General features: G+C 60.3%; 22 protein-coding genes and 4 tRNA genes. 11 read left to right on the forward strand and 15 right to left on the reverse strand.

What is annotated here, in order from left to right:
- Positions 1–66: 66 nt before the first annotated feature.
- From ABMC88_RS14215 to ABMC88_RS14225, 3 genes are all read right to left on the reverse strand, one after another.
- A complete protein-coding gene (locus ABMC88_RS14215) occupies positions 67–2,610 on the reverse strand; it encodes a penicillin-binding protein 1A (protein ID WP_349577560.1) in 2,544 nt (847 codons plus the stop codon).
- Between the two features lie 140 nt (positions 2,611–2,750).
- Positions 2,751–3,980 (reverse strand): N-acetylmuramoyl-L-alanine amidase, encoded by a 1,230-nt coding sequence (locus ABMC88_RS14220; protein ID WP_349577561.1) that lies wholly within the window; start codon positions 3,978–3,980, stop codon positions 2,751–2,753.
- Positions 3,981–4,059: 79 nt separating this feature from the next.
- Entirely contained in the window at positions 4,060–5,202 is a 1,143-nt protein-coding gene (locus ABMC88_RS14225; protein WP_349577562.1) for a pyridoxal phosphate-dependent aminotransferase, read from the reverse strand.
- Between the two features lie 23 nt (positions 5,203–5,225).
- Between ABMC88_RS14225 and ABMC88_RS14230 the strand changes: the two genes are divergently transcribed.
- Together ABMC88_RS14230 and ABMC88_RS14235 are read left to right on the forward strand one after the other, a co-directional pair.
- Positions 5,226–6,557, forward strand: a complete 1,332-nt coding sequence (locus tag ABMC88_RS14230) for a M48 family metalloprotease (protein WP_349577563.1) — start codon at positions 5,226–5,228, stop codon at positions 6,555–6,557.
- A 7-nt stretch (positions 6,558–6,564) separates the two neighbouring features.
- Entirely contained in the window at positions 6,565–7,308 is a 744-nt protein-coding gene (locus ABMC88_RS14235) for a DsbA family protein (RefSeq protein ID WP_349577564.1), read from the forward strand.
- Positions 7,309–7,340: 32 nt separating this feature from the next.
- Here the strand turns inward: ABMC88_RS14235 and ABMC88_RS14240 are convergent, their stop codons facing one another.
- The gene (locus ABMC88_RS14240) at positions 7,341–8,213 is read right to left on the reverse strand and encodes a glycosyltransferase family protein (RefSeq protein WP_349577565.1); all 873 of its coding nucleotides are present in this window, start codon (positions 8,211–8,213) and stop codon (positions 7,341–7,343) included.
- Positions 8,214–8,291: 78 nt separating this feature from the next.
- On the opposite strand from ABMC88_RS14240, the gene ABMC88_RS14245 reads away from it, so the two are divergent.
- On the forward strand, positions 8,292–9,101 hold the full coding sequence (locus ABMC88_RS14245) for a hypothetical protein (protein WP_349577566.1): 810 nt from the start codon (positions 8,292–8,294) through the stop codon (positions 9,099–9,101).
- A 57-nt stretch (positions 9,102–9,158) separates the two neighbouring features.
- Here the strand turns inward: ABMC88_RS14245 and ABMC88_RS14250 are convergent.
- From ABMC88_RS14250 to ABMC88_RS14275, 6 genes are all read right to left on the reverse strand, one after another.
- Positions 9,159–9,235 (reverse strand) — tRNA-Asp (locus ABMC88_RS14250).
- 174 nt (positions 9,236–9,409) lie between these two features.
- Positions 9,410–9,486 (reverse strand) — tRNA-Asp (locus ABMC88_RS14255).
- 51 nt (positions 9,487–9,537) lie between these two features.
- A tRNA-Val gene (locus tag ABMC88_RS14260) sits at positions 9,538–9,613 on the reverse strand.
- A gap of 41 nt (positions 9,614–9,654) precedes the next feature.
- Positions 9,655–10,230 (reverse strand): histidine phosphatase family protein, encoded by a 576-nt coding sequence (locus ABMC88_RS14265; protein WP_349577567.1) that lies wholly within the window; start codon positions 10,228–10,230, stop codon positions 9,655–9,657.
- A 51-nt stretch (positions 10,231–10,281) separates the two neighbouring features.
- Positions 10,282–10,356 (reverse strand) — tRNA-Val (locus ABMC88_RS14270).
- 74 nt (positions 10,357–10,430) lie between these two features.
- Complete coding sequence (locus ABMC88_RS14275) at positions 10,431–10,847, reverse strand: HU family DNA-binding protein (protein WP_349577568.1); 417 nt, start codon at positions 10,845–10,847, stop codon at positions 10,431–10,433.
- A gap of 143 nt (positions 10,848–10,990) precedes the next feature.
- On the opposite strand from ABMC88_RS14275, the gene ABMC88_RS14280 reads away from it, so the two are divergent.
- Entirely contained in the window at positions 10,991–11,173 is a 183-nt protein-coding gene (locus ABMC88_RS14280) for a hypothetical protein (protein ID WP_349577569.1), read from the forward strand.
- Positions 11,174–11,332: 159 nt separating this feature from the next.
- Here ABMC88_RS14280 and lon read toward each other — a convergent pair whose 3' ends face one another.
- Positions 11,333–13,744: an endopeptidase La gene (gene lon / locus ABMC88_RS14285; RefSeq protein ID WP_349577570.1), complete on the reverse strand. Its 2,412-nt coding sequence runs from the start codon at positions 13,742–13,744 to the stop codon at positions 11,333–11,335.
- A 301-nt stretch (positions 13,745–14,045) separates the two neighbouring features.
- Between lon and ABMC88_RS14290 the strand changes: the two genes are divergently transcribed.
- Positions 14,046–14,909: an aldose 1-epimerase family protein gene (locus ABMC88_RS14290; protein WP_349577571.1), complete on the forward strand. Its 864-nt coding sequence runs from the start codon at positions 14,046–14,048 to the stop codon at positions 14,907–14,909.
- Here ABMC88_RS14290 and tgt read toward each other — a convergent pair.
- Complete coding sequence (gene tgt, locus ABMC88_RS14295; protein ID WP_349577572.1) at positions 14,906–16,033, reverse strand: tRNA guanosine(34) transglycosylase Tgt; 1,128 nt, start codon at positions 16,031–16,033, stop codon at positions 14,906–14,908. The two genes, ABMC88_RS14290 and tgt, sit on opposite strands and share 4 nt — an antisense overlap.
- Positions 16,034–16,092: 59 nt before the next feature.
- Here tgt and ABMC88_RS14300 point away from each other — a divergent pair, with 59 nt between their 5' ends.
- The 6 genes from ABMC88_RS14300 (at position 16,093) to tpiA (ending at position 19,337) form a co-directional block, all read left to right on the forward strand.
- Complete coding sequence (locus ABMC88_RS14300; protein WP_439655609.1) at positions 16,093–17,037, forward strand: SPFH domain-containing protein; 945 nt, start codon at positions 16,093–16,095, stop codon at positions 17,035–17,037.
- 1 nt (position 17,038) lies between these two features.
- Entirely contained in the window at positions 17,039–17,314 is a 276-nt protein-coding gene (locus ABMC88_RS14305) for a hypothetical protein (protein ID WP_349577574.1), read from the forward strand.
- A gap of 97 nt (positions 17,315–17,411) precedes the next feature.
- Positions 17,412–17,774 (forward strand): SUF system Fe-S cluster assembly protein, encoded by a 363-nt coding sequence (locus ABMC88_RS14310; protein ID WP_349577575.1) that lies wholly within the window; start codon positions 17,412–17,414, stop codon positions 17,772–17,774.
- A gap of 55 nt (positions 17,775–17,829) precedes the next feature.
- The gene (locus tag ABMC88_RS14315) at positions 17,830–18,192 is read left to right on the forward strand and encodes a HesB/IscA family protein (RefSeq protein WP_349577576.1); all 363 of its coding nucleotides are present in this window, start codon (positions 17,830–17,832) and stop codon (positions 18,190–18,192) included.
- Entirely contained in the window at positions 18,189–18,518 is a 330-nt protein-coding gene (locus ABMC88_RS14320; RefSeq protein WP_349577577.1) for a TfoX/Sxy family protein, read from the forward strand. The genes ABMC88_RS14315 and ABMC88_RS14320 overlap by 4 nt, the downstream gene beginning before the upstream one ends.
- Before the next feature lie 69 nt (positions 18,519–18,587).
- Entirely contained in the window at positions 18,588–19,337 is a 750-nt protein-coding gene (gene tpiA, locus ABMC88_RS14325; protein WP_349577578.1) for a triose-phosphate isomerase, read from the forward strand.
- Between the two features lie 137 nt (positions 19,338–19,474).
- On the opposite strand, the gene ABMC88_RS14330 is transcribed toward tpiA, so the two are convergent.
- The 3 genes from ABMC88_RS14330 to ABMC88_RS14340 all read right to left on the reverse strand — a co-directional run bounded on the left by ABMC88_RS14330 (position 19,475) and on the right by ABMC88_RS14340 (position 22,612).
- Positions 19,475–20,851: a TRAP transporter large permease gene (locus tag ABMC88_RS14330; protein ID WP_349577579.1), complete on the reverse strand. Its 1,377-nt coding sequence runs from the start codon at positions 20,849–20,851 to the stop codon at positions 19,475–19,477.
- 3 nt (positions 20,852–20,854) lie between these two features.
- Positions 20,855–21,535, reverse strand: coding sequence for a TRAP transporter small permease (locus ABMC88_RS14335; protein WP_349577580.1), 681 nt, complete (start codon positions 21,533–21,535; stop codon positions 20,855–20,857).
- Between the two features lie 81 nt (positions 21,536–21,616).
- The gene (locus tag ABMC88_RS14340; RefSeq protein ID WP_349577581.1) at positions 21,617–22,612 is read right to left on the reverse strand and encodes a DctP family TRAP transporter solute-binding subunit; all 996 of its coding nucleotides are present in this window, start codon (positions 22,610–22,612) and stop codon (positions 21,617–21,619) included.
- Positions 22,613–22,617 lie beyond the last annotated feature (5 nt).

Consider the following 22,617-nt stretch of genomic DNA (forward strand, 5'->3'; position numbering starts at 1 on the left):
AAAGCGGCCCCTGAAACAAGAGCCGCCCCCGTGATAGACCAGCGCCAGAGCGCGGGCAAGCCAGCCTTAGTACAAACCACCCGCGCTGAGCGATCCAAAGCCCGCTTTGGGGCCGACGATGGCCTTTTTACCGGTCGAGGTTGTGACCTCTTTGGCCTTTGGCCCGCCGACCTCTTCCACCAGCGGCAGATCGGCCCCCATGGCAAAGCCGCCGTCGAAGGTGATGCCGAAGTCGATTGTCTCGCCTTCGCGGAAACATTCGGACACGACGTTGTTGCCTTTGGCACCCGATCCAAGGCGCGCGCCGGTAAAGCGGTCGATCTTGATGAATTCACATCCCGCAGGTGCGCGGAATTTACCGCCGCCGTATTTCTTGACCGCTTTGGACATGAACCGCTGGAACACAGGGCCACACATGCCCCCGCCAGAGGCCGACCGACCCAAGCTGCGCGGCTGGTCAAAACCGATGTAGCAGCCCGCCACGATGTTGGAGGTGAAGCCCACAAACCACACGTCTTTTGCGTCATTGGTGGTGCCGGTCTTGCCCGCTGCGGGCACCCGCAGGTTCACGGTTTTCTTTGCTGTGCCGCGCTTGACCACGCCCTCCATCATCGAGGTGAGCTGGTAGGCTGTCACAGGGTCCATCACCCGCTCGCGGTTGGAGACAACACGCGGCGCCTCACCTGCGCGCAGATTGGTCTGCTTGCAGTCATCGCAGACGCGCTTGTCGTGCTTATAGACCGTGCGGCCATAGCGGTCCTGCACGCGGTCCACCAACGTAGGCTCCACCCGCTCACCCCCATTGGCGAACATCGCATAAGCTGCAACCATCTGGTAAAGCGTGGTTTCTTGTGACCCGAGCGCATTAGCCAGCACCGGCGACAGGTTCTCGTAAACGCCGAACCGTTCGGCATAATCGCCGACCACGTTCATGCCCACTTCTTGGGCCAAACGAATGGTCATCAGGTTGCGCGACTGTTCAATCCCTGTGCGCAAAGGCGTGGGACCATAGTAGCGGTTGGAAGAGTTCTGCGGCCGCCAGATGCCCTGCGGGGTATTAATCTCGATCGGCGCATCCACAACCACAGTCGCAGGCGTATAGCCGCTGTCGAGGGCTGCGGCGAAAACAAAGGGTTTGAAGCTGGAGCCGGGCTGGCGTTTGGCTTGGGTGGCGCGGTTGAACACGCTCGCCTGATAGCTAAAGCCACCCTGCATCGCGATCACGCGGCCCGTGTTCACGTCCATCGCGACAAAGCCGCCCTGCACTTCGGGCACCTGCCGCAATGTCCAGCGGATGAAAGAGCCGTCCGCATCCGTGACCATGCGGCGCACCAGCACCACATCACCGACGTCGACGATCTTGCCTTTGGGGCCAAGCCGCCCGTTAGCGAGCCGCTTGCGCGCCCATGCCATGTCTTTTGGCGGCACCCAATTGCCGCCCTCGGCGTTCTCAACGCTCTCAATGCCCAGACGCGCACCTTTGCCGCTGACTTCCAGAACAACGGCGGGGAACCACTGTGTCTCAAGACGGATGTCGCGGGGCACGCGCAGATCGGCAAGGGCTGCACGCCAGGTCGGCTCATCCACCAGTGCCTCTGCGGGGAGCGTCTGGCCCGTGCCGCGCCACACGCCTGTTCCACGGTCGTATTGCTCCAGCTGGCGTTGCAGGGCATCTGCGGCAATCGGCTGCATCTCGTTGTCGATGGTGGCACGCACGCTCAACCCGCCGGTAAAGAACTCCCCCTCGCCGAAGTCTTCGGAGAGCTGTCGGCGGATTTCATCGGTAAAGTAGTCACGCGGCGGCAGATCGGCCTTGAAGCTGTCAAAGTCGCCATTCTGGACCGAGCGCAGCGGCATATCGCGCTCCTGCACGTAAGCCGCCTCGGTGATATAGCCGTTTTCCTTCATCTCCCGCAGCACAAAGTTGCGGCGGGCGAGCAGACGCTCTTTGCGGCGCACGGGGTGGTAGTCGGACGGCGCTTTGGGCAGGCTGGCAAGGGTTGCGGCCTCATGGGGGGCCAGTTCGGCCAGTGTTTTGTTGAAATAGGTCTGGCTGGCGGCGGCCACACCGTAAGAGTTCTGGCCGAGGAAAATCTCGTTCAGATACAGCTCGAGGATCTTCTCTTTGTCCAGCGCCTCTTCGACGCGGGCGGCAAGGATGATTTCCTTGATCTTACGCTCTGCACGGCGGTCACCACTGAGCAGGAAGTTCTTCATCACCTGCTGCGTGATGGTCGAGGCACCGCGCACGTCTTTACCGCGCGAGCGGACCGCATCCACTGCCGCAGCACCGATGCCGCGCAGGTCATAGCCGTCGTGTTCGTAGAAATTCTTGTCTTCCGCGCTGATGAACGCCTGCTTGATCAGCGGCGGGATCGTATCGGCGGGGGCAAACAGGCGACGCTCTTTGGCGAATTCATCAATCAAACGGCCTTGGCCTGAATAAATCCGGCTGATCGTCGGCGGCGTGTAGGAGGCAAGGGATTCGTGACTGGGCAAATCGCGGCCATACATCCAGAAAATCGCACCAATCGTCAGTGCCACCATGCCGATCGACATGGTCAGGGTGGTAAAAATACCCCCGAAAAAGGAAAGGATCATCCGAAACACGCGCGACAGCTCCTGTATGGCTGTTTGATTAACGTCTCTATAGCCGCCCCGACACAGATCGTCAAAAGGCAAGCGCGGGGAAAAAGGGCGCAACTCCGCCTATTTCATTGCGTTTTTTGCGCGGGTTTTTGCGGGCGTGCCTATTGCCGGACCAGCGGGGCGCGGGCGGCGTCCGCGTCGCGCCACCGCAAGATGCCGTTTGCGATGCCCTGCGCCATGTTTTCCCGCCACACAGGATCGCGCAGATTATCGAGGTCACGTTTGGAGCTTAGAAACCCCAGCTCGATCAGGACCGACGGGATGTCGGCGGATTTCAGAACCGAAAACCCCGCCTCGCGCAGCGGACGACGGTTCATCGGGCCGCCCGATGCCTTCATACCCTCGGCCACAGCCGCCCCCAACGCGGCAGAGCGTGGCGCGGATTCGGTGCGGGCGACCTCCAACAGGATTTGCGCCACCTGATCGTCTGCGTCACTCAGGTCTGCGCCCGCAACGATGTCAGAGCGATCGTGCCGCGCCACCATCTGCGCAGTCGCCGCGTCCGAGGCGTCTTGCGACAGGGTATAGACGATGGCCCCTTTGGCGCCCCCCTGGCTCAGGTTATCGGCGTGCAGCGAGACAAAGATATCGCCCGCCGCCCGTTGGGCGATGGCGACACGGGCGTCAAGGGCGACAAAGACATCCTCGCGGCGGGTCAGCACCACCTCCACGCCCTCGCGGCGCAAGGCATCCGCCAAGGTCTGCGCAAAGCTGAGCATCAGGAATTTCTCATTTGTTTCACCGTTTTGTGCGCCGGGGTCGATGCCGCCATGGCCCGGGTCCAGCACCACGGTAAAGCGGCCATCGGGCTTTGCCTTGGCCACGGGCGCGTCCAGATAGGCGGGGGTCCAGTTGGGGTCCTGGGGTGTGCCCGATGCGGCGGCGAACGCCTCTGCCTTGACGGTCTTCAGGGTGATCTCGAGCGTGGCGCGGCCTGTGTCGGGGTTGACGGGCATACCGATCACCTCCGGCAACATCGGTTCGGATAAATCCGCGACCAGACGCGACCACCCGGGCTGGAACGCGCCAAAGCGGATGGCCTGGATGCGCCCCCCCTGCTCGAGCACGTCTGCGGCGCTGAGCCCTGTGAAATCCACCTCGCGGAAGTCGACGACCAGTCGTGCGGGATTGTCGAGGGTAAAGACGCGGAACGGCACGCCTTGGCTAAGGTTCAGCGTGATGTCGCTGCGGCCCCACCAGCCATCCGTGATGGCGCTGCCTTGGGGCGTGATGCGGGCCAGCGCCGTGAGGTCTTGAGCCGCGCCGCTCGAAGGCAAGCCCCCCAAAGACACAGACAAGGCACAGATCAGGCTGGCAAAAAGTCGTTTCATCACTGCTCCGTGGCCACTGGTTGATGTCGCGGCACCTTGGCAGCACCATACCACCGCCAAGGCGCGGCGGTCCAGCGTTTCAGCGGGTCTTCATAAAGGCCGCAAGCCGGTTCAGCCCTTCGGCAATGTCTGCGGTGCTGCGCGCGTAGGAAAAGCGCAGCGTAGTGTGGCCGCGCAGGGGATCAAAATCTAGGCCCGGTGTCACGGCAACGCCTGCCTTCTCCAAGATCTCGGCGGCCAAAGCGCGACTGTCATTGGTGATCTCGCTCACGTCCGCATAGACATAGAACGCCCCGTCGGGGGGGGCGATCCGGTCAAATCCTGCGCGGGGCAACCCCTCCAGCATTAAGGCGCGATTGGCGCGGTAGACATCCATATTGCCCTGCAATTCATCGTTGCAGTCCATCGCCGCCAGAGCGGCCACTTGGCTGGCATGGGGCGCGCAGATAAACATATTCTGGGCGATCCGCTCGATCACGCGCACGTGGTCCTCGGGCACAACCATCCAGCCGATGCGCCAGCCCGTCATGCTGAAGTATTTCGAAAAGCTATTGATGACGTAACACTCGTCGGTGATCTCCAGCGCGGTCACGGCCTTTTTCTCGTATTCGACGCCGTGGTAAATCTCGTCCGAAATAAACGACGCGCCGGTGTCGTGGCACGCGCCGATCAGCGCGGACATGGCTGCGTGGTCCAGCATGGTGCCTGTGGGATTCGCAGGCGAGGCAACCATCAGCCCGCGCAAATCCATATTTGCAAAGTCGGCAGGCACGGGTTGAAAGCGGTTTTCCGCCGCCGTAGGCAGGTCCACAGGCGTCATCCCCAAAGCACCCAAAATCTGGCGGTAGCTGGGATAGCCCGGCGCGCCGATGCCGACACGGTCCCCGCTGTCAAAAAGCGCGGTGAAGGCCAGAATGAAGGCGGCGGAAGACCCTGACGTGATCACCACGCGGCTTGGATCAAGGTCCAGATTATACCACTCACCATACATCTGCGCGATCCGCGTTCGCAATGCAGGCAGGCCCAACGCCACGGTATAGCCCAGTGGCCCGTCCGCCATGGCAGAGGTCAGCGCCTCTGCCGCGCCGCGCGGCGCACCCGTGCCGGGCTGGCCCACTTCCATGTGGATGATATGGCGGCCGGCGGCCTCGGCCTGTGCGGCGGCCTGCATGACATCCATCACAATAAAGGGATCAACGTGGGATCTGCTTGAATTCCGCATGAAGGCGCTCCTAAACTCGGGTCATGCGCTTTCACCTGAACAACGCCCTCACGTCAATAGCAGTGCTGCTGCTGACCCTGTCCCTTGCCCTGCCCGCGCAGGCCCGCGGGTTGCTGCGCGATGCGGATATGGAATATGCGCTGAAACAGATCGCAGCGCCAATCCTGCGGGCGGCGGGCCTTAGCCCTACGCGGGTAAAGGTGCTGGTGGTCAACGACAGCTCGATGAATGCGTTTGTGGTCAGCAATGACGCAATTTTTGTGCATTACGGCCTGATTAATAAAATGGTCAACGCCACGATGCTGCAAGGCATCATCGCCCATGAGGCCGCCCATATTGCCAACGGCCATATCGCACGGCGGTTGGGCAACCTGTCGAATTCGCGCACGATCTCGGGCTTGGGGCTTGCCCTTGCGGCGGCGGCCGCAGCGGCGGGCAGCCCCGAGGCCGCACGCGGGATCGCCATCGGCAGCGCCAGTTCTGCCCGCCGTGCGTTTCTGTCCCATACACGGTCCGAGGAAGCCTCGGCCGATCAGTCGGGCATCAGATATATGAAGGCCGCAGGCGCATCACCGCAAGGCTTGGCCGATGTGCTGGGTCTGTTTGCGGGTCAGGAAACGCTCAATGTCACACGCCAAGATCCTTATATGCGCTCGCATCCGCTGAGCCGTGATCGTATGCGCGCCGTGCAGGGGTTTGTGGCAAGTTACGGCACCCTGCCCCCGAACCCCGCCGCCGAATACTGGTTTGCGCGTCTGAAGGGCAAGATCACCGCCCATACCCGTGCGCCCAGCTGGACCTTGCGGCGGCTGAAATCCGAAGGCTACGCCGATGTCCGCGCCCTGCGCGAAGCGGTGGCCCTGCACCGCAATTCCAAGACGAAAAAGGCGCTTGCTGCCATAGACAAAGCCATTGCCCTGCGCCCCAAAGACCCGTTCCTGCGCGACCAAAAGGCCGAGATTTTGTTGGACACCCGCAACTTTGCCGCCGCCGTGCAGGTTTACGCCAGCGCGGTACAGCGTGCGCCGAATGATCCGCTGGTTCTGTCGGGCTATGGCCGTGCGCTGCTGGCCAACGGCCAAGTCAAAAAGGCACTGGGTGCGTTGGAGAAATCGCGCCGTCAGGATTATCGCGACGGCTCGATGCTGCGCGATCTGGCGACAGCTTATGCCAAGACAGGCCAGACCGGCATGGCCGCCCTGATCACCGCCGAGCGCTTTGCGCTGGGGGGACGGATGAAAGACGCAGGCATTCACGCAAAACGCGCCTCGGGGCTGCTGGGTCGGGGCTCTGGCCCTTGGCAGCGGGCGCAAGATGTGTTGATTGCTTCCCAACGAGCTGCAAAACGAAAGTGACCGAACCATGAAACGCCTGATCGCGACCACCGCCCTGTTGGGCACCCTTGCCACGGGCGCCTTTGCCCAAGACCTCACCCCTATGACCGACGCCGAGCGCGAGGTGTTCCGCGCCGAGGTGCAGGCCTACCTGTTCGATAATCCCGAAGTCATCATGCAGGCGGTCGAAATCCTGCAACAGCGCGATGCACAGGCACAGGCGCAGGCCGATGTTGATCTGGTCACGGCCAACGCAGCCGCCATCTTTGACGATGGCTATTCCTGGGTCGGGGGCAATCCTGACGGTGACATCGTGCTGGTAGAGTTCCTTGATTACCGCTGTGGCTATTGCAAACGCGCCCACGGCGAGGTCGCACAGCTTTTGGAAAGCGATGGCGACATCAAGTTGATCGTAAAAGAGCTGCCGATCCTCGGCGATGCCTCGGTGCTTGCCTCGCGCTTTGCCGTGGCGGTCAAACAGGTCGCGGGCGGCGACAGCTACAAAGCGATCGGCGACGCATTGATGAGCTTTCAGGGCGAGATCACCCTGCCCTCCCTGCGCCGCTTGGGCAGCACCTTCGGGCTGGACATGGACGCCGTTGAGGCCCGCATGAACAGCGATGAAGTCACAGCCGAGATCGCGGCCACCCGCGAATTGGCGGGCATCCTTGCTATCTCGGGGACGCCGACCTTCGTGATGCACGACGAGTTGCTGCGCGGCTATCTGCCGCTGGACCAGATGCAGGCGCTGGTTGCCGACAAACGCGGCTAATCCGCTTTCGGCTCTCTACAGATTAGTCGGCGCTAGATCGCGCCGATAAACCGTTCCGGCAGCTGGTACTGCGTGTCCATGTCGGGACGGTTGAATTCATAAAATCCCGTCTCGCCCCGCGCCTTGAACGAACGGTGCATCCGCTTGCGGATAAATCCCAGATCAAAGCCCTCTTCCAGCTTCCGCTCGGCAAAGGCCTCGAACATGGCGCGGTCCTCGCCGCGCTCTGCGCCGAACCAGTGCCGCCCGATCGAGGTGCCTTTGATGTCGTCGCCCATCTCTTGGGTGATCGCGTTGCGGCGGTCCATCGCGCCGCTGTATTGCGCGAAATCGCAAAACTTGAGGTGGAACAGGTATAGGTCATCGGGCGTGTGCAGCTTGGGGTATTGCGAGAAATGCCCGCCGCGTGAAATTTTGGCCGCAGCCGAGACGACGCAAGGCTTTGAGTAATGCGGCGCAGGCCGCACATAGCGGCGCGGCCCGATAATATGGTCGGTGATCTCCTCCGGCTCGATATCGACGCGGTGGATCACTTCAAGCCCCACGGGCGTCAGCACCCGCTTCTCCGGCATCTCGGCCAAATACTCTTGCAGGTTCTGCCCGCGTTCAGGGTCCACGACCACCAATTCATCCACATCGCCTACAATCACATGGGTGTAGTATTTGCGCAGCCCCCCCACCAGATTGTTGAGCAAGCCCCAGCGTTTCACATCAAAATTCTTATGCGGATCACCGGGAATGCCGATGATATTGCACCCCTTGGCAAGTTCGGCCACTTCTTCGCCGTAGCCGTGGTTGATGACATAACAATTCTGCCGCCCCAGCACTTCGCCGTAGTGGCGCAGCCATGCGCGTAGAAAAAACGCGTCATCGCGGACCATGGTGACTGCTGCGGCTGTTTGCATGCCTCTTCCTTCTTTTCTTTTGCCCGTCGATTGATCACACTGCGCGGGTTTGGTGCAGTAAGCCGTGAGAGTGGTCAAATGACAATATCCCCCAATCCCAAGCCCCAGGGTTTCGACGCTTTTGCAACAAATCTGGCCGCCGACATGGCGCGCACGGGCTGGCACATCCACAAGGCGCATGACACCGCCGTCAACAGGTTTCAGGTGTTGGGCGAGCGCGGATGTGGCACCAATGTGATCCGCAAGACCGTGCAGGACGCGCTGCAAATCCGCCGAACCGAGGCATTGGGCTGGAAACACGCCGTGCCCGCCATGATCGCGATCCCGCCAAGCTTTCTGACCATCTGCGCCGTGCGCGCCCCCGAAAACTGGGCGCATTCGCTGTATAAACGCCCGTGGCACGCGGCGCCTGCGGTGCAATCGCTGGGCTTTTCGGAATTTTTGCGCGCTGAATGGCAATCATGTGTGGATGATCTGGGCCACTTCGACGGTGTGGCACCCCGCCTGCACCCGCTGGGTGAGGAACTGCAATGGGACCGCCATCCCGTCACAGGTGCGCGGTACGAGAATATCTTTGCCATGCGCAATCTCAAACACCGCGCCCTGCTGTCTTTGCCGACGCGGGGCGCTTCGGTTGTCTATGTCTCGTTGGATGCATTCAACGCCGCCCCGCAGCCGTTTCTGGCAGATCTGAGCGCGGCATTCGGACTGGACTATACCGATCAAGGCTATGCCCCCGTGGCGCGGCGCATGGGCAACCGCTGGACCGCCGCCGTTACGGACCGCGCCCCAGCCCCCGATAAATGGGCAACAGCCGATCGGGCATGGATGCACAGCCAGCTTGATCCGGAAATCGAATCCCTGTTCGGGTTTCGCCCGACACTTTAAACAATTGCCCTGAAACCAAAAAAAGGCCTCCCGAGGGAGACCTTTTTCAAGCAGCGGTGGCGCGGTTGACGGGGCTCGAACCCGCGACCCCCGGCGTGACAGGCCGGTACTCTAACCATCTGAGCTACAACCGCCCGCTGCGTCTTTGAGTGCGTATGCTCTCAAAGCGTTTGTGCGGGATATTGTACGGGGTGCGCACCGTCAAGGGGTTATCTGACGGGTTGAGGGATTTCTTTGCGTGGCGCGCAGAAATCGCATGAGGTCCGTACAGGATGTTAGATTTTAAGAAGAAAGAGGGGAGTGGGAAGTGGCGCGGTTGACGGGGCTCGAACCCGCGACCCCCGGCGTGACAGGCCGGTACTCTAACCAGCTGAGCTACAACCGCGCAGTGCTGCCCTTTGGTGGGGGCAATATGTCTCCTCCCTGTAAGGGAGAATGGTGGGTCGTGAGAGGCTCGAACTCCCGACATCTTCGGTGTAAACGAAGCGCTCTACCAACTGAGCTAACGACCCGATAAGGGCGGTTTAGACAAAGATTCTGACCATGGCAAGCCTCATTCGAGACGTTTTTGCACACCATCTTTAACATGGTACACAACACCCTGCCCGCCGCCGATGTCATGGATGCCCTGCGCGCCCTCTGCGGTGGCAATTGCGCGGATCATACGCGAGGTAATGCCATGGGTAATCAGTACCGACGGACGCGTCAATTTTGCCAAGAAACCACTGCACCGCACCTCAAGCGCTTTAAATCCCTCACCTTTCGGGGCTCTCTCATAGAGTTCCAGCGCGCCGTCGGGGCCTTCGACGTAGTTGGTGCCGACAGATAACTCCGACCGCAGCTTGCCCGCCCAATCGCCAAGGCCGATTTCGACCAGATCAGGATCGGTGTGCAGATAGGTGACATGGCGGGCCAATGCGATGGCCGCTGTCTCGAACGCACGGCCCTGCGGGCTGCATAAAATGTCGAAACCCTGCAAATCAATCGTGCCCATGATCGCGGCCTGACGTGCGGCCTGCGCCTTGCCCAAATCCGTCAGCGGCGAATTCAGCGCGCCCTGCATGCGTCCCTCGGCGTTCCACACGGTTTCACCGTGGCGCAAGATATAGAGTTCGGGATAGGGGGTCATGGATGCCTCCGCCGTGTCTGCGTCGAGGCGGCGCGCAAATCAGGAATGGGATGGTGGGTGATAAGAGATTTGAACTCCTGACATCTTCGATGTGAACGAAGCGCTCTACCACTGAGCTAATCACCCCTGCCCCGCGAGGTAGCTTTTTATGCCCCCCCGTGCAAGGGGGGCACCGTCAATTTCAAACCGGTTTCGGAGGGTTATTCTGCGGCGACGGGCGCAGGCGCCGGCGTCAATTGCGATGTCTTCTGACGCAGTTTCAGCACCAGCGCACGGCCGTCAGCCAGCTCTTTGCCGCGCTGCACCTTCAATTTGCCCAACGGCGGCAGGATCATCTCACGTTGCTCGGAGAGCGCGTCGCCCAAAACGGCCAGCATCGCCTCTACAATCGGCTTCACGTCTTTTTTCTTGTGGCCGGAGCGTTCAACAACCAGTGCGAACAGTTCTTTTTTGCGCATCTCGTTGCTGACAACCACAGGCGCCAGCGTCTCAACCACAGCAGGCGTGGCAGTCGCCGCTTTGGGCGCGCTGTCTGTATCGACCTTCGTTACCGGCGCGGCGGTGGGTGCTGCGACTTTGGTCTTTGATTTGGTCGACGTCTTCTTGGGGGTTGTCATGGTTTTTCCTACTCTACACTCAATTTTACGTTTTATATTTTCTTCAACCATAGCAGGTTTGCCGTGAAATGCACTAGTCAGGCTTGACCATATCAAGATTTAGCGTGACATTTACGCTGCAACACCAATTGAGGGGATTAACTTTGAAACACATTTTGACAGCCGTAGCATTTGTCGCCTGTACAACCGCGGCCAGCGCAGGTTCGCTTGCTGATCCGGTGATCGAAGCGCCGATCATCGTGCAAGAAGCATCAAGTTCCAGCAGTGGCAAAGTGACGGTGGCCTTGCTGGCCCTGCTGCTGATGATCCCTGCGCTGAGCGACTGATTCCAAAAGGGTCTGCCGCCCTTTGACGAAAGATGCCCCGTGCTGATGCGCGGGGCGTTTTTGTTTTTAGTGAGTGGCTTAGGCCAAACGGCCCATCCAAAATGAAAAACGCCCCGCAGCTGCCTGCGGGGCGTTTTCTATTGCGAAACGCGTTTGCGGTTAATGCGCTGTGGCTGTGTCACCCGCTGCGGAACGTGCTGCCAAAGCGGCGGCGGCTGCGGCTTCTTCTGCCGCTTCGTCCCAATCTACCGCGTCAGGCTGCGTCACCAAAGCGTGTTTGAGAACTTCTGAAACATGGCTCACGGGAATGATGGTCAGCCCCTCTTTGACGTTGTCGGGGATGTCCGCCATGTCTTTTTCGTTCTCTTGGGGAATCAGGACCGTCTTGATCCCGCCCCGCAGCGCCGCGAGCAGTTTTTCCTTCAAACCACCGATGGGCATTGCGTTACCGCGCAGCGACACCTCGCCTGTCATGGCAATATCCTTGCGTACAGGGATCTTGGTCAGGACCGAAACGATGGAAGTCACCATTGCCAGACCGGCGGATGGCCCGTCTTTTGGCGTGGCCCCGTCTGGCACGTGCACGTGGATGTCGATCGTGTCGAATACCGGCGGCTTCACCCCGATGCTCGGGCTGATCGAGCGGACGTACGAGCTGGCTGCGTCGATGCTTTCTTTCATCACATCGCCCAGTTTACCCGTGGTCTTCATCCGACCCTTGCCTGGCAGGCGCAGTGCTTCGATGTGCAACAGCTCCCCCCCGACCGAGGTATAGGCCAGACCCGTGACAACGCCGATCTGGTCATCCTTTTCGGCCAAGCCATAGCGGTGCTTTTGCACGCCAAGGAAGTCATCCAGATTGTCGCCCGTAACAGTGATGCTGTCCGCCTCTTTGCGCACGATCTTGGTCAGCGCTTTACGCGCTACCTTTGCGATCTCACGCTCGAGGTTCCGCACGCCCGCTTCGCGGGTGTAATAGCGGATCATGCCAGTCAGGGCGCTGTCCTCCATCTCGAACTCTTTGGCCTTCAGGCCGTGGTTTTTGACCTGCTTGCTCACCAAATGCTGCTTGGCGATCTCCAGCTTTTCGTCTTCGGTATAACCCGACAGCGGGATGATCTCCATCCGGTCCAGCAAGGGGCCGGGCATGTTGTAGCTGTTCGAGGTGGTCAGGAACATCACGTTGCTCAGATCATATTCGACCTCAAGGTAGTGATCCACAAAGGTAGAGTTCTGTTCTGGATCAAGCACTTCGAGCATGGCAGAGGCGGGATCACCACGGAAGTCCTGCCCCATCTTGTCGATTTCATCAAGCAGAATGAGGGGGTTCGTGGTTTTCGCCTTTTTCAATGCCTGAATGATCTTGCCGGGCATGGAGCCAATGTACGTCCGACGGTGGCCGCGGATCTCGGACTCGTCGCGCACACCGCCAAGGGAGATGCGGATGAATTCGCGCCCAGTGGCTTTGGCGACAGATTTGCCAAGGCTGGTTTTACCCACACCGGGAGGGCCAACCAAGCACATGATCGGTCCTTTCAGCTTGCTGCTGCGCTGCTGAACGGCAAGGTATTCGACAATGCGTTCCTTGACCTTTTCCAGCCCGTAGTGATCGGCGTCGAGGATCGCCTCGGCTTTGCCAAGGTCCTTTTTCACGCGCGATTTCACACCCCACGGGATGGACAGCATCCAGTCGAGGTAGTTGCGCACAACCGTCGCCTCGGCAGACATCGGACTCATGTTCTTGAGCTTTTTGATCTCGGCATCGGCCTTTTCACGGGCCTCTTTGCTCAGCTTGGTGGCGGCGACGCGCTCTTCCAGCTCGACAACTTCGTTTTTGCCGTCTTCGCCATCACCCAGCTCGGTCTGAATGGCTTTCATCTGCTCGTTCAGGTAATATTCGCGCTGGGTCTTTTCCATCTGCGTTTTCACGCGGGTTTTGATCTTTTTCTCGACCTGCAAGACAGACATTTCGCCCTGCATCAGGCCATAGACCTTCTCCAGCCGCTCGGACACGCTGAGTGTTTCAAGCAGGTCTTGCTTCTGGTCCACCTCGATGCCCAAGTGCCCCGCCACCAAATCGGCAAGCCGCGCAGGATCAGAGGCTTCGCTGACAGCGGTCAGCGCCTCTTCGGGGACGTTCTTTTTCACTTTGGCATAGCGGGCGAATTCCTCCCCCACGCTGCGCAACAGCGCCTCGGTGGTGGCGGCATCGCCGGGCATCTCGGTCAGGTATTCGGCGCGGGCCTCAAAGAAGCTGTCGTTCTCAAGGTATTCGGTGATGCGCACACGCGCCTGACCCTCGACCAGCACTTTGACCGTGCCATCGGGCAGCTTCAGCAGTTGCAGCACATTGGCCAGCACGCCTGCCTTGAAAATGCCCTCGCTGTCGGGGTCGTCGATACCGGGATCGATCTGGCTGGACAGCAGGATTTGTTTGTCGTCAGCCATCACTTCTTCCAATGCGCGCACGGATTTGTCGCGACCGACAAACAGGGGCACAATCATGTGGGGGAAGACAACGATATCGCGCAACGGCAATACGGGATAGCTAGCGTTAAGTGGCTCTTGCATGCTCTTTTCCTTCGTTTGGCAAAACGAACCGTGTCCCTGCAACGAGGCAACTTCTGGTCCGTCTCCTGTAGGTAAGGGATGTGGGGCCCCTGCCCGCCTGTTTCAATAGTTACCGTGTTTGTACGGCAGTTTTCCTTAACATGGCGCGAACCCCCAGCCTCGGCAACTGCGTTTTGCCATGTGTTTGAAAGAAATTGGGCCGGTGATGCGGCTGTGTGCCGCCTGCCCTTTGGTCAAATTGCCAATGCCCGCAAACTATGGTGTGGTCGCGCTGTCCCCCCCCCCTCTAGCGGAGCCTGCAATGACCCTGATCCACCTCACTTCCCAAGACCTGCACCTTGCCGTGGCCCCGATGGGGGCCGAGATGCAGTATCTGCGCACGGCTGCGGGCGATGATCTGCTGTGGGACGGCGATGCCGCCTTTTGGACGGGGCGTGCGCCTGTGTTGTTTCCCATCGTGGGCCGTGCGGCGGAGGATATGATAGCCGTGGGCGATCACGCGGCGCCCATGCCGCAACACGGATTTGCGCGGCGCAGTGCGTTCGAGGTAGAGGCGCAGACAGCCTCCATGTGCCGCCACATCCTGCGGGCCAATGCGGACACGCGCAAAGTGTATCCTTTTGAATTCGCCCTGCGCATCACCCATGAGTTGGCAGGCGCGACCCTGCGCGTCCGCGCCGAAGTCACCAACGACGACACACAGCCGATGCCCTTTGGTTTCGGCTATCACCCCGCGTTCCGCTGGCCCCTGCCCAACGCCGAAGGGCGCGACCATCACGTGACGCTGGCGCAAGGGGGCACGCCTGATATGCGCGCCCTCGACGATGGGTTGCTGAAGCCCACGCCAATCGCGGGGCCATTCACGGACGGCGATCTGGTCCTGCGCGATGGGTTGTTTGCAAATGGCGCGTTGGTTTTTCCAAATGGCGCAGATGCGCTGCGCTATGGTCCCAAGGGCGGTCCATCGCTGGATTTCGCCTTTCACAACCTGCCCGATCTGGCCCTGTGGCGCCCTGTCGGTGCGCCGTTTTTGTGTATCGAGCCGTGGCACGGCACCGCCTCTTATGTGGGCGACGGGCCGCAAATAGCCGAGCGGCCCAACAGCATCACGCTGGCGGCGGGGCAAAGCGTCTCTTTCGGGTATGACGTGACCTTTACGCCCTAAAGCGGGTCAATATCGCCCTGTGCGCGGCCCGCGTGGAAATCGGCCTGCCACTGGCTGAATGTCCCTGCCGCAATCGCCTCGCGCATTCCCGCCATAATATCCTGATAATACCGCAGGTTATGCCAAGTCAGCAACATAGAGGAGATCATCTCCTGACTGCGGAAGACGTGGTGCAGATAGGCGCGGGAGTAGTTCTGGCACGCAGGGCAGCCACAGTTTTCGTCCAGCGGGCGCGGGTCGTCCGCGTGGCGGGCGTTTTTAATGTTCAGCACGCCGTGACGGGTGAACACCTGCCCCGTGCGGCCAGAGCGGGAGGGCAGCACGCAGTCCATCATATCAATGCCGCGGGCCACGGCGCCCACAATATCGTCAGGCTTGCCCACCCCCATCAGATAGCGCGGCTTGTCTTGGGGCAGTTGTTCGGGCGCGTAATCAAGACAGTCAAACATTGCCTCCTGCCCCTCGCCCACGGCAAGGCCGCCGACGGCATAGCCGTCAAATCCGATCTCGCGCAGCGCCTCGGCGCTTTGCTGGCGCAGGTCCTGTTCCAACCCGCCCTGCTGGATACCGAACAGCGCATGGCCGGGGCGGTCGCCAAACGCCTCGCGCGAACGCGCCGCCCACCGCATCGACAGCTCCATACTGCTTGCAATACGGTCGCGGTCTGCGGGCAGCGCGGGACATTCGTCAAAACACATGACGATGTCAGACCCCAAAAGCGCCTGAATCTCCATCGAGCGTTCTGGCGTGATCTCGTGTTTGCTGCCGTCGATGTGGCTTTTAAAGGTCACGCCACGCTCGGTCAGTTTGCGCAAGGACGCCAGCGACATCACCTGAAACCCGCCTGAATCCGTCAGGATCGGGCGTTCCCAGTTCATGAACTTATGCAACCCGCCCAGCCGCGCAATCCGTTCAGCCGTGGGGCGCAGCATCAGGTGATAGGTATTGCCCAACAGAATATCCGCGCCCGTCTCACGGACCGAGCTGGGCATCATCGCCTTTACCGTCGCCGCCGTGCCGACAGGCATAAACGCAGGCGTGCGGATTTCGCCACGCGGCGTGGTGATCGCGCCCGTGCGCGCCCGCCCGTCTGTTGCGTCAATCTGATACGTAAAACCCGCCATGTCCGCTCCTTTTGCGCCTTGCTGTGCCCGCCTACCCCAGGTGTAGCACGCTTGCAATCATGCTCTTTGACCCCCACATATATAGTATAACAAACAAAAAGGAGGCCAGCGTGCCGCTAGAAGATCTTGTGCTGAACCTTATTCAAAGCAACCTCGGCTGGATCCTGCTGGCCGTGGTGCTGGTGGTTGTCGTGCTCAAGGCGGTCAAGATCGTGCCGCAGTCCGAACAGCACGTGGTTGAACGCTTTGGTCGTCTGCGTGCCGTGCTGGGGCCCGGCATCAACATGATCGTGCCCTTCTTTGACCGTATCGCGCATAAAATCTCGATCCTCGAGCGGCAGTTGCCCACCGCCTCCCAAGACGCGATTACCCGCGACAACGTACTGGTGCAGGTTGACACATCCGTTTTCTACCGCATCACCGAGCCGGAAAAGACCGTCTACCGCATTCGCAACGTGGACAGCGCCATCGCCACCACTGTGGCGGGCATCGTGCGGGCCGAAATCGGTAAGATGGACCTCGACGAGGTGCAGGCCAACCGCTCGGCCTTGATTGCCACGATCAAGGGCTTTGTCGAAGACGCCGTTGATAACTGGGGCATCGAAGTGACCCGCGCCGAGATCCTCGACGTGAACCTTGATGCTGCGACCCGCGCCGCGATGATGCAACAGCTGAACGCCGAACGCGCCCGCCGCGCCGCAGTGACCGAGGCCGAAGGCTCCAAACGCGCCGTGGAACTGGCGGCAGATGCGGAACTTTACGCCTCCGAGCAGACGGCCAAGGCCCGCCGCGTGCTGGCCGACGCCGAAAGCTACGCTACACAAGTGGTTGCCACCGCAATCAACGAAAACGGGCTGGAGGCCGCGCAATACCAGATCGCGCTGAAACAGGTCGAAGCGCTCGGCACCATGAGCAGCGGCCAAGGCAGCAATACCATCGTTGTCCCCTCCGAGGCGCTGGCCGCCTTTGGCGATGCGTTCAAACTGCTCAAGGGGCGCGGCTGATATGGAGAGCCTGCTTCACGTCTGGTGGGTCTGGCTTTGCGCCGCCCTCGCACTGGCCCTGATCGAGCTGATCGCCCCCGCCTCCATCTTCCTTGGCTTCGCCTTGGGCGCATTGGCGATGACGGCGGTGGTCGGCCTTGGGCTGATCACAAACACCTCGGCCTTGATGGCGCTGTTTGCAGGCCTGTCGCTGGTGGCGTGGATCGTGCTGAAACTGGTGTTCAAAAGCCAGTCGAGCGGCGCCCGCATCGTTACCCGCGACATCAACGAGGGCTGACAAAGGCCAAATGCACCGTGAAATGTCTGCCGCCCCCCACTGGACGCGGCAGACCGCAATCCCTATATAAATGCTCAAGAATAGGAATGAGGCGCATATGACCAACACGACCCCCCCGCTCGAAGGCACACCGTTGATTGCCCCGTCCAGCACGGATCATCCGCTGTATGAGCAAGTGGTCGAGGCCTGCCGCTCGGTCTATGACCCTGAAATCCCCGTGAATATCTATGAGCTGGGCCTGATCTATACCATCGACATCGATGAGCAGAACGCGGTCGCGATCAAGATGTCGCTCACAGCGCCGGGCTGTCCTGTCGCGGGTGAAATGCCCGGCTGGGTCGCCGATGCGGTCGAACCCATCGCAGGCGTCAAACAGGTCGACGTCGATCTGGTGTGGGAGCCGCCATGGGGCATGGATATGATGTCAGACGAGGCGCGGCTTGAACTAGGCTTTATGTAATTCTTGAGAATTCGGCCCCGCGTCCCTACCTTGGACGCAGTAAAGGAGACCAGACATGTTCGGCATTCCAGGCAAACAGGCCGTCACCATTACCGATAAAGCGGCGGCACAGATCATCAAACTGATGCAGGCCAAGGGCCACGCGGGACTGCGCATCGGCGTCAAAAAAGGCGGCTGTGCGGGCATGGAATACACCATGGAATACGTCGACGACCCCGATCCCAACGACGAGGTCGTGACCCAGGACGGCGCTTGCGTGATGATCGCCCCCATGGCGCAAATGTTTCTCTTCGGCACCGAGGTCGATTACGAGACTTCGCTGCTCGAAAGCGGGTTCAAGTTCAACAACCCCAACGTCTCCGAGGCCTGCGGCTGCGGCGAATCCATCAAGTTCGACGAAACGCTCTTCGCGAAATGAGCCTTGGCGCGGCCGATATGGCCTTCGCGCTTGAGCTGTTTGACGACATCCCCGACCTGACCACCCGCCGCATGTTCGGCGGCATGGGCTTCTATAGCGGGGGCACCATCTTTGCCCTGCAACTGTCTGACGGGCGCGTCCTGCTCAAAGCGCCCAAAGGGCCATTTGCCGAACGGATGCACGATCTGGGCGGCACCCAATGGCGTTATGCGCGCAAGAACGGCGAAACCGCCGCCATGCCCTACTGGACCCTCCCCGATGCCTCCCTCGACGATCCCGAAAACGCCTGCGCCTTGGCCCGTCAGGCGATGGAGGCGCTGCGCTAGCCCGCCCTGCGCGTTGAAGTGCCGCGCCACGGATGCTAAACACGCCCAACCCATAACATAGGAGCGCCCATGCGACGCAAACTGGCTGCAGGCAACTGGAAAATGAACGGCACAAGCGCCACCTTGACCGAAATCTCGGCCCTGCAAAAGCTGCTGCCTGCAAACGCCCCCGAGGTGTTGATTTGCCCGCCTGCCCCCCTGCTGTTTCGCGCAGCACAGATCGCCGCAAATACAGGCATCCGCATCGGCGCACAGGACTGCCACGCGGAAACCAGCGGCGCCTATACAGGCGATACATCCGCCGCGATGATCGTCGACACGGGTGCGGCCCACGTCATCATCGGCCATTCCGAGCGGCGCACAGCCCACGCTGAACAAGACGCAGACATCGCTGCAAAAGCCCGCACCGCCTGGGCCGCGGGCCTCAACACGATCATCTGCATCGGCGAAGACCTCGAGACCCGCGAAAACGGTACCACCCTCGACCTCATCGCGACGCAGCTCGCAGGTAGCATTCCCGACGCCGCCTCCGCAGAAAACACCATCATCGCATACGAACCGATCTGGGCCATAGGCACCGGCAAAATCCCGACCCTACCCCAAATCATCGAAGTCCACGACTTCATCCGCGCCACCCTCACCACACGCTTCGACGCAGATACAGCCAACGCCATCCCGCTCCTCTACGGCGGCTCCGTCAAACCCGACAACGCAGCGCAAATCTTCACGGCCGAAAACGTGGACGGCGCCCTCGTCGGCGGCGCCTCCCTCAAAGCCAGCGACTTCGCCCCCATCGTCACGGCACTGGCCCAAAGCTGACGCACCACGGCTTCTTCATTTTGCCAATAAACTCAAACCCGTAACCAGCAAAGGGCGCAAGACCATCAAAAGTCCTGCGCCCCTTGCCAAGCAGTGCCATAATGTCGTGCAGGCGCAGCCTGCTCCGTTAGATCACGCTATTTCACAATGATCTCCGGCCCCATCATCAGCGTCGGCAGCCAAGTCGAGATCGCTGGAATATACGTCACCATAATCAGGAAGATGAACAATACCGCCAGAAACGGCAGGGCCGCACGCACGACGTTCATCATCGGCATATTCGCCACGCCAGACGTCACAAAGAGGTTAAGTCCGACAGGCGGCGTGATCATCCCGATCTCCATGTTCACCACCATGATGATGCCCAGGTGAATGGGATCAATGCCCAACTCGATCGCGATGGGGAACACCAAGGGCGCTACAATCACCAACAGGCCCGATGGCTCCATGAACTGGCCACCGATCAGCAAGATCACGTTCACGATAATCAAGAACACCACCGGCCCAAACCCCGCATCCAGCATCGCAGCCGAGATTTGCTGCGGGATCTGCTCATCCGTGAGCACGTGTTTCAGGATCAACGCGTTTGCAATGATGAACATCAACGTCACCGTCAGCTTGCCCGCTTCAAACAGCGTGTCGCGGGTGTCACGGTGGAAGAACACGGTCAGCAGCGCCTGCGGCTTGGCCCAAAGCGCAAGGTTCGCACCCTCGCCCTTCACATGCAGCGGCCCCATATCGCGGTAGACAAAGCTGGAGATCAAGAAGGCATAGATCGCCGCCACAGCCGCAGCTTCGGTCGGGGTAAAGATACCGCCATAGATGCCGCCAAGGATGATCACGATCAGGAAAAGCCCCCAGCCGGCCTCGATGCCGGAGCGGCGCACCTCTCCCCAGCCGCGCCATTCGCCCTTTGGCAAATCACGCACGCGGGCGATAATATAGATCGTCACCATCAGCATTGTGCCCGCCAGCAGACCGGGGATGACACCCGCAAGGAACATCCGCCCTACGGATACATCCGTGGCAGAGGCATAGACCACCATCACTATACTGGGCGGGATCAGGATACCCAACGTGCCTGCCACGGCGATCACACCTGCGGCGAAGTCCTTGGTATAACCGACCTCGCGCATGCCCACGATCACGATGCTACCGATGGCCACAACAGTCGCTGGCGACGAGCCTGACAGGGCGGCAAACAGCATACAGGCAAAGACACCCGCAATCGCCAGACCACCAGGCAAATGCCCGACAAGCGCAATGGAGAAGCGGATGATCCGCCTTGCAACGCCCCCCGTCGACATAAACGACGACGCAAGAATGAAAAACGGAATCGCCAGCAGCGTGTAATGCCCTGCCATCGCTTGGAAAAACGTCTGCGCGATAGAGGCCATCGACGTATCCGACAGCGCCAGCAAAAAGATAATGGACGACAGGCCCAGCGAAATGGCGATCGGCACACCGATCAGCATCAGCCCGACGACCATGGTGAATAGAACAATAACTTCCATGGCTTAGCGCTCCGCGTTCATGTGTTTGACGTCTTCGATGGCGTCTTCGACTTCGTGGCTGACGATCAGCCCAGTCTGACGCCCCTGCACGACCTTGACCAAAGCCTGCACAAACCGCAGCAACAACAGCGCCGCACCAAAAGGCATCATAAAATAGGGGATGAAACGCGGCAGCTTTTCGTATGCCTCGCCCTCGTTCATCAATGGCTCGATAAAGCGCAGCCAGTCGGGGATCGGCGTGTCGATCACCTCGTACCATGCCTGATCGCGCGAGTTCTCGAACCCTGTGGGGAACCAGCGGCCCGTGGTGGCATCCAGCCCCGCAAACGGCGCCCAATAGTCCCACGCGCCCTTCAGCAGCAAGGCGGCGTAGATCACGCAAACAATGCCCGCGATGGTCGCCAGAATCTTGCGCGGCCCCTCGGAAAACAGGTTCACAACCGCATCCACACCCAGATGCGCCGTCACTTTGACAGCATAGGACATGCCGAACAGCACAAGCCATGCAAACAGGAAGGTCACAACCTCGAGCCCCCAGATAAGACCCGTGTTAAAGCCATAGCGCAGCACCACATTGATGAATGTGATCACCGTCATCAGACCGAGTATAACTGCAATCGCAGTCTCTTCGATCTCGCTCACGATCCGCGCAAGCCCGGTTTGTGTCGAAGAATGGCCCGCCATGATGCGACCCTCCTGTCCAGATTCCATGGAAATAAAAACGGCCAGCCCCATCGGGGGCCGGCCGCACACCACAAGGGGTGATTAGTGCTTGGCGTTGATCGCCTGAGCTGCGTCTACGTTTTCTTGGCCAACGTCGCCAATGAACTGTTCCCAAACGGGTTTCATGGTTGCAACCCACTCTTCACGCTGTGCGGCGTCGAGCTGACGAACAACGCCGCCCGCATCGATGATCGCCTGCTTGGCGTCTGCGTTCACTTTTGTGGACTCAGAGTTACGCGCAGCAGTCACTTCGCCGACGATGGTCATCAGCTGGTCACGCACATCTGCCGGCAGGCTGTCGACCCAATCGGTCGAGGTCACCAGCAGATAGTCGATGATGCCGTGGTTTGTCTCTGTGGTGCCGTCTTGCACTTCAAAGAACTTCTTGCCGTAGATGTTGGACCATGTGTTCTCTTGGCCGTCCACAACGCCGGTTTGCAGCGCGCCGTACACTTCGGAGAAGGCCATCGGCTGGGGTGAGCCACCCATCGCCGCCATTTGTGCCTTCAGCACGTCCGAGTTTTGCACGCGGAACTTGAGGCCATTGGCATCGGTGGGTGAGTTCAACGGCACGTTAGCCGACATCTGCTTCATGCCGTTATGCCAGAAAGCCAGACCCAGCAGGCCACGGCGTGTCATGGATTCTTTCATCGCCTGACCGGTTTCAGAGTTCTGGAACTCGTCCACGGCGTCGATGTTTTTGAACATAAAGGGCAGATCGAAGATGCGGAATTGCTTGGTGAACTGCTCGAACTTGGACAGGGATGGCGCCGCCATCTGAACGTCGCCTTGCAGCAACGCCTCAAGCACTTGGTCATCGTTATAAAGTGTGGAGTTCGGGAAGACCTCCATGCAGGCTTTGCCGTTCATCTCGTCGTTGACGCGCTGTTCCAGCAGGGATGCGGCGATGCCTTTGGGGTGCTTGTCCGTGTTGGTCACGTGGGACAGTTTGATGACGATCTCGCCGTCGTCACATGCGGCGGCAACTGCGCCTGCGGACATGGTGATGGCCAGAACGGCCGCTGTTACGAATTTCATGATGT

Source organism: Sulfitobacter aquimarinus (assembly GCF_040149565.1).
Lineage (GTDB): Bacteria > Pseudomonadota > Alphaproteobacteria > Rhodobacterales > Rhodobacteraceae > Sulfitobacter > Sulfitobacter aquimarinus.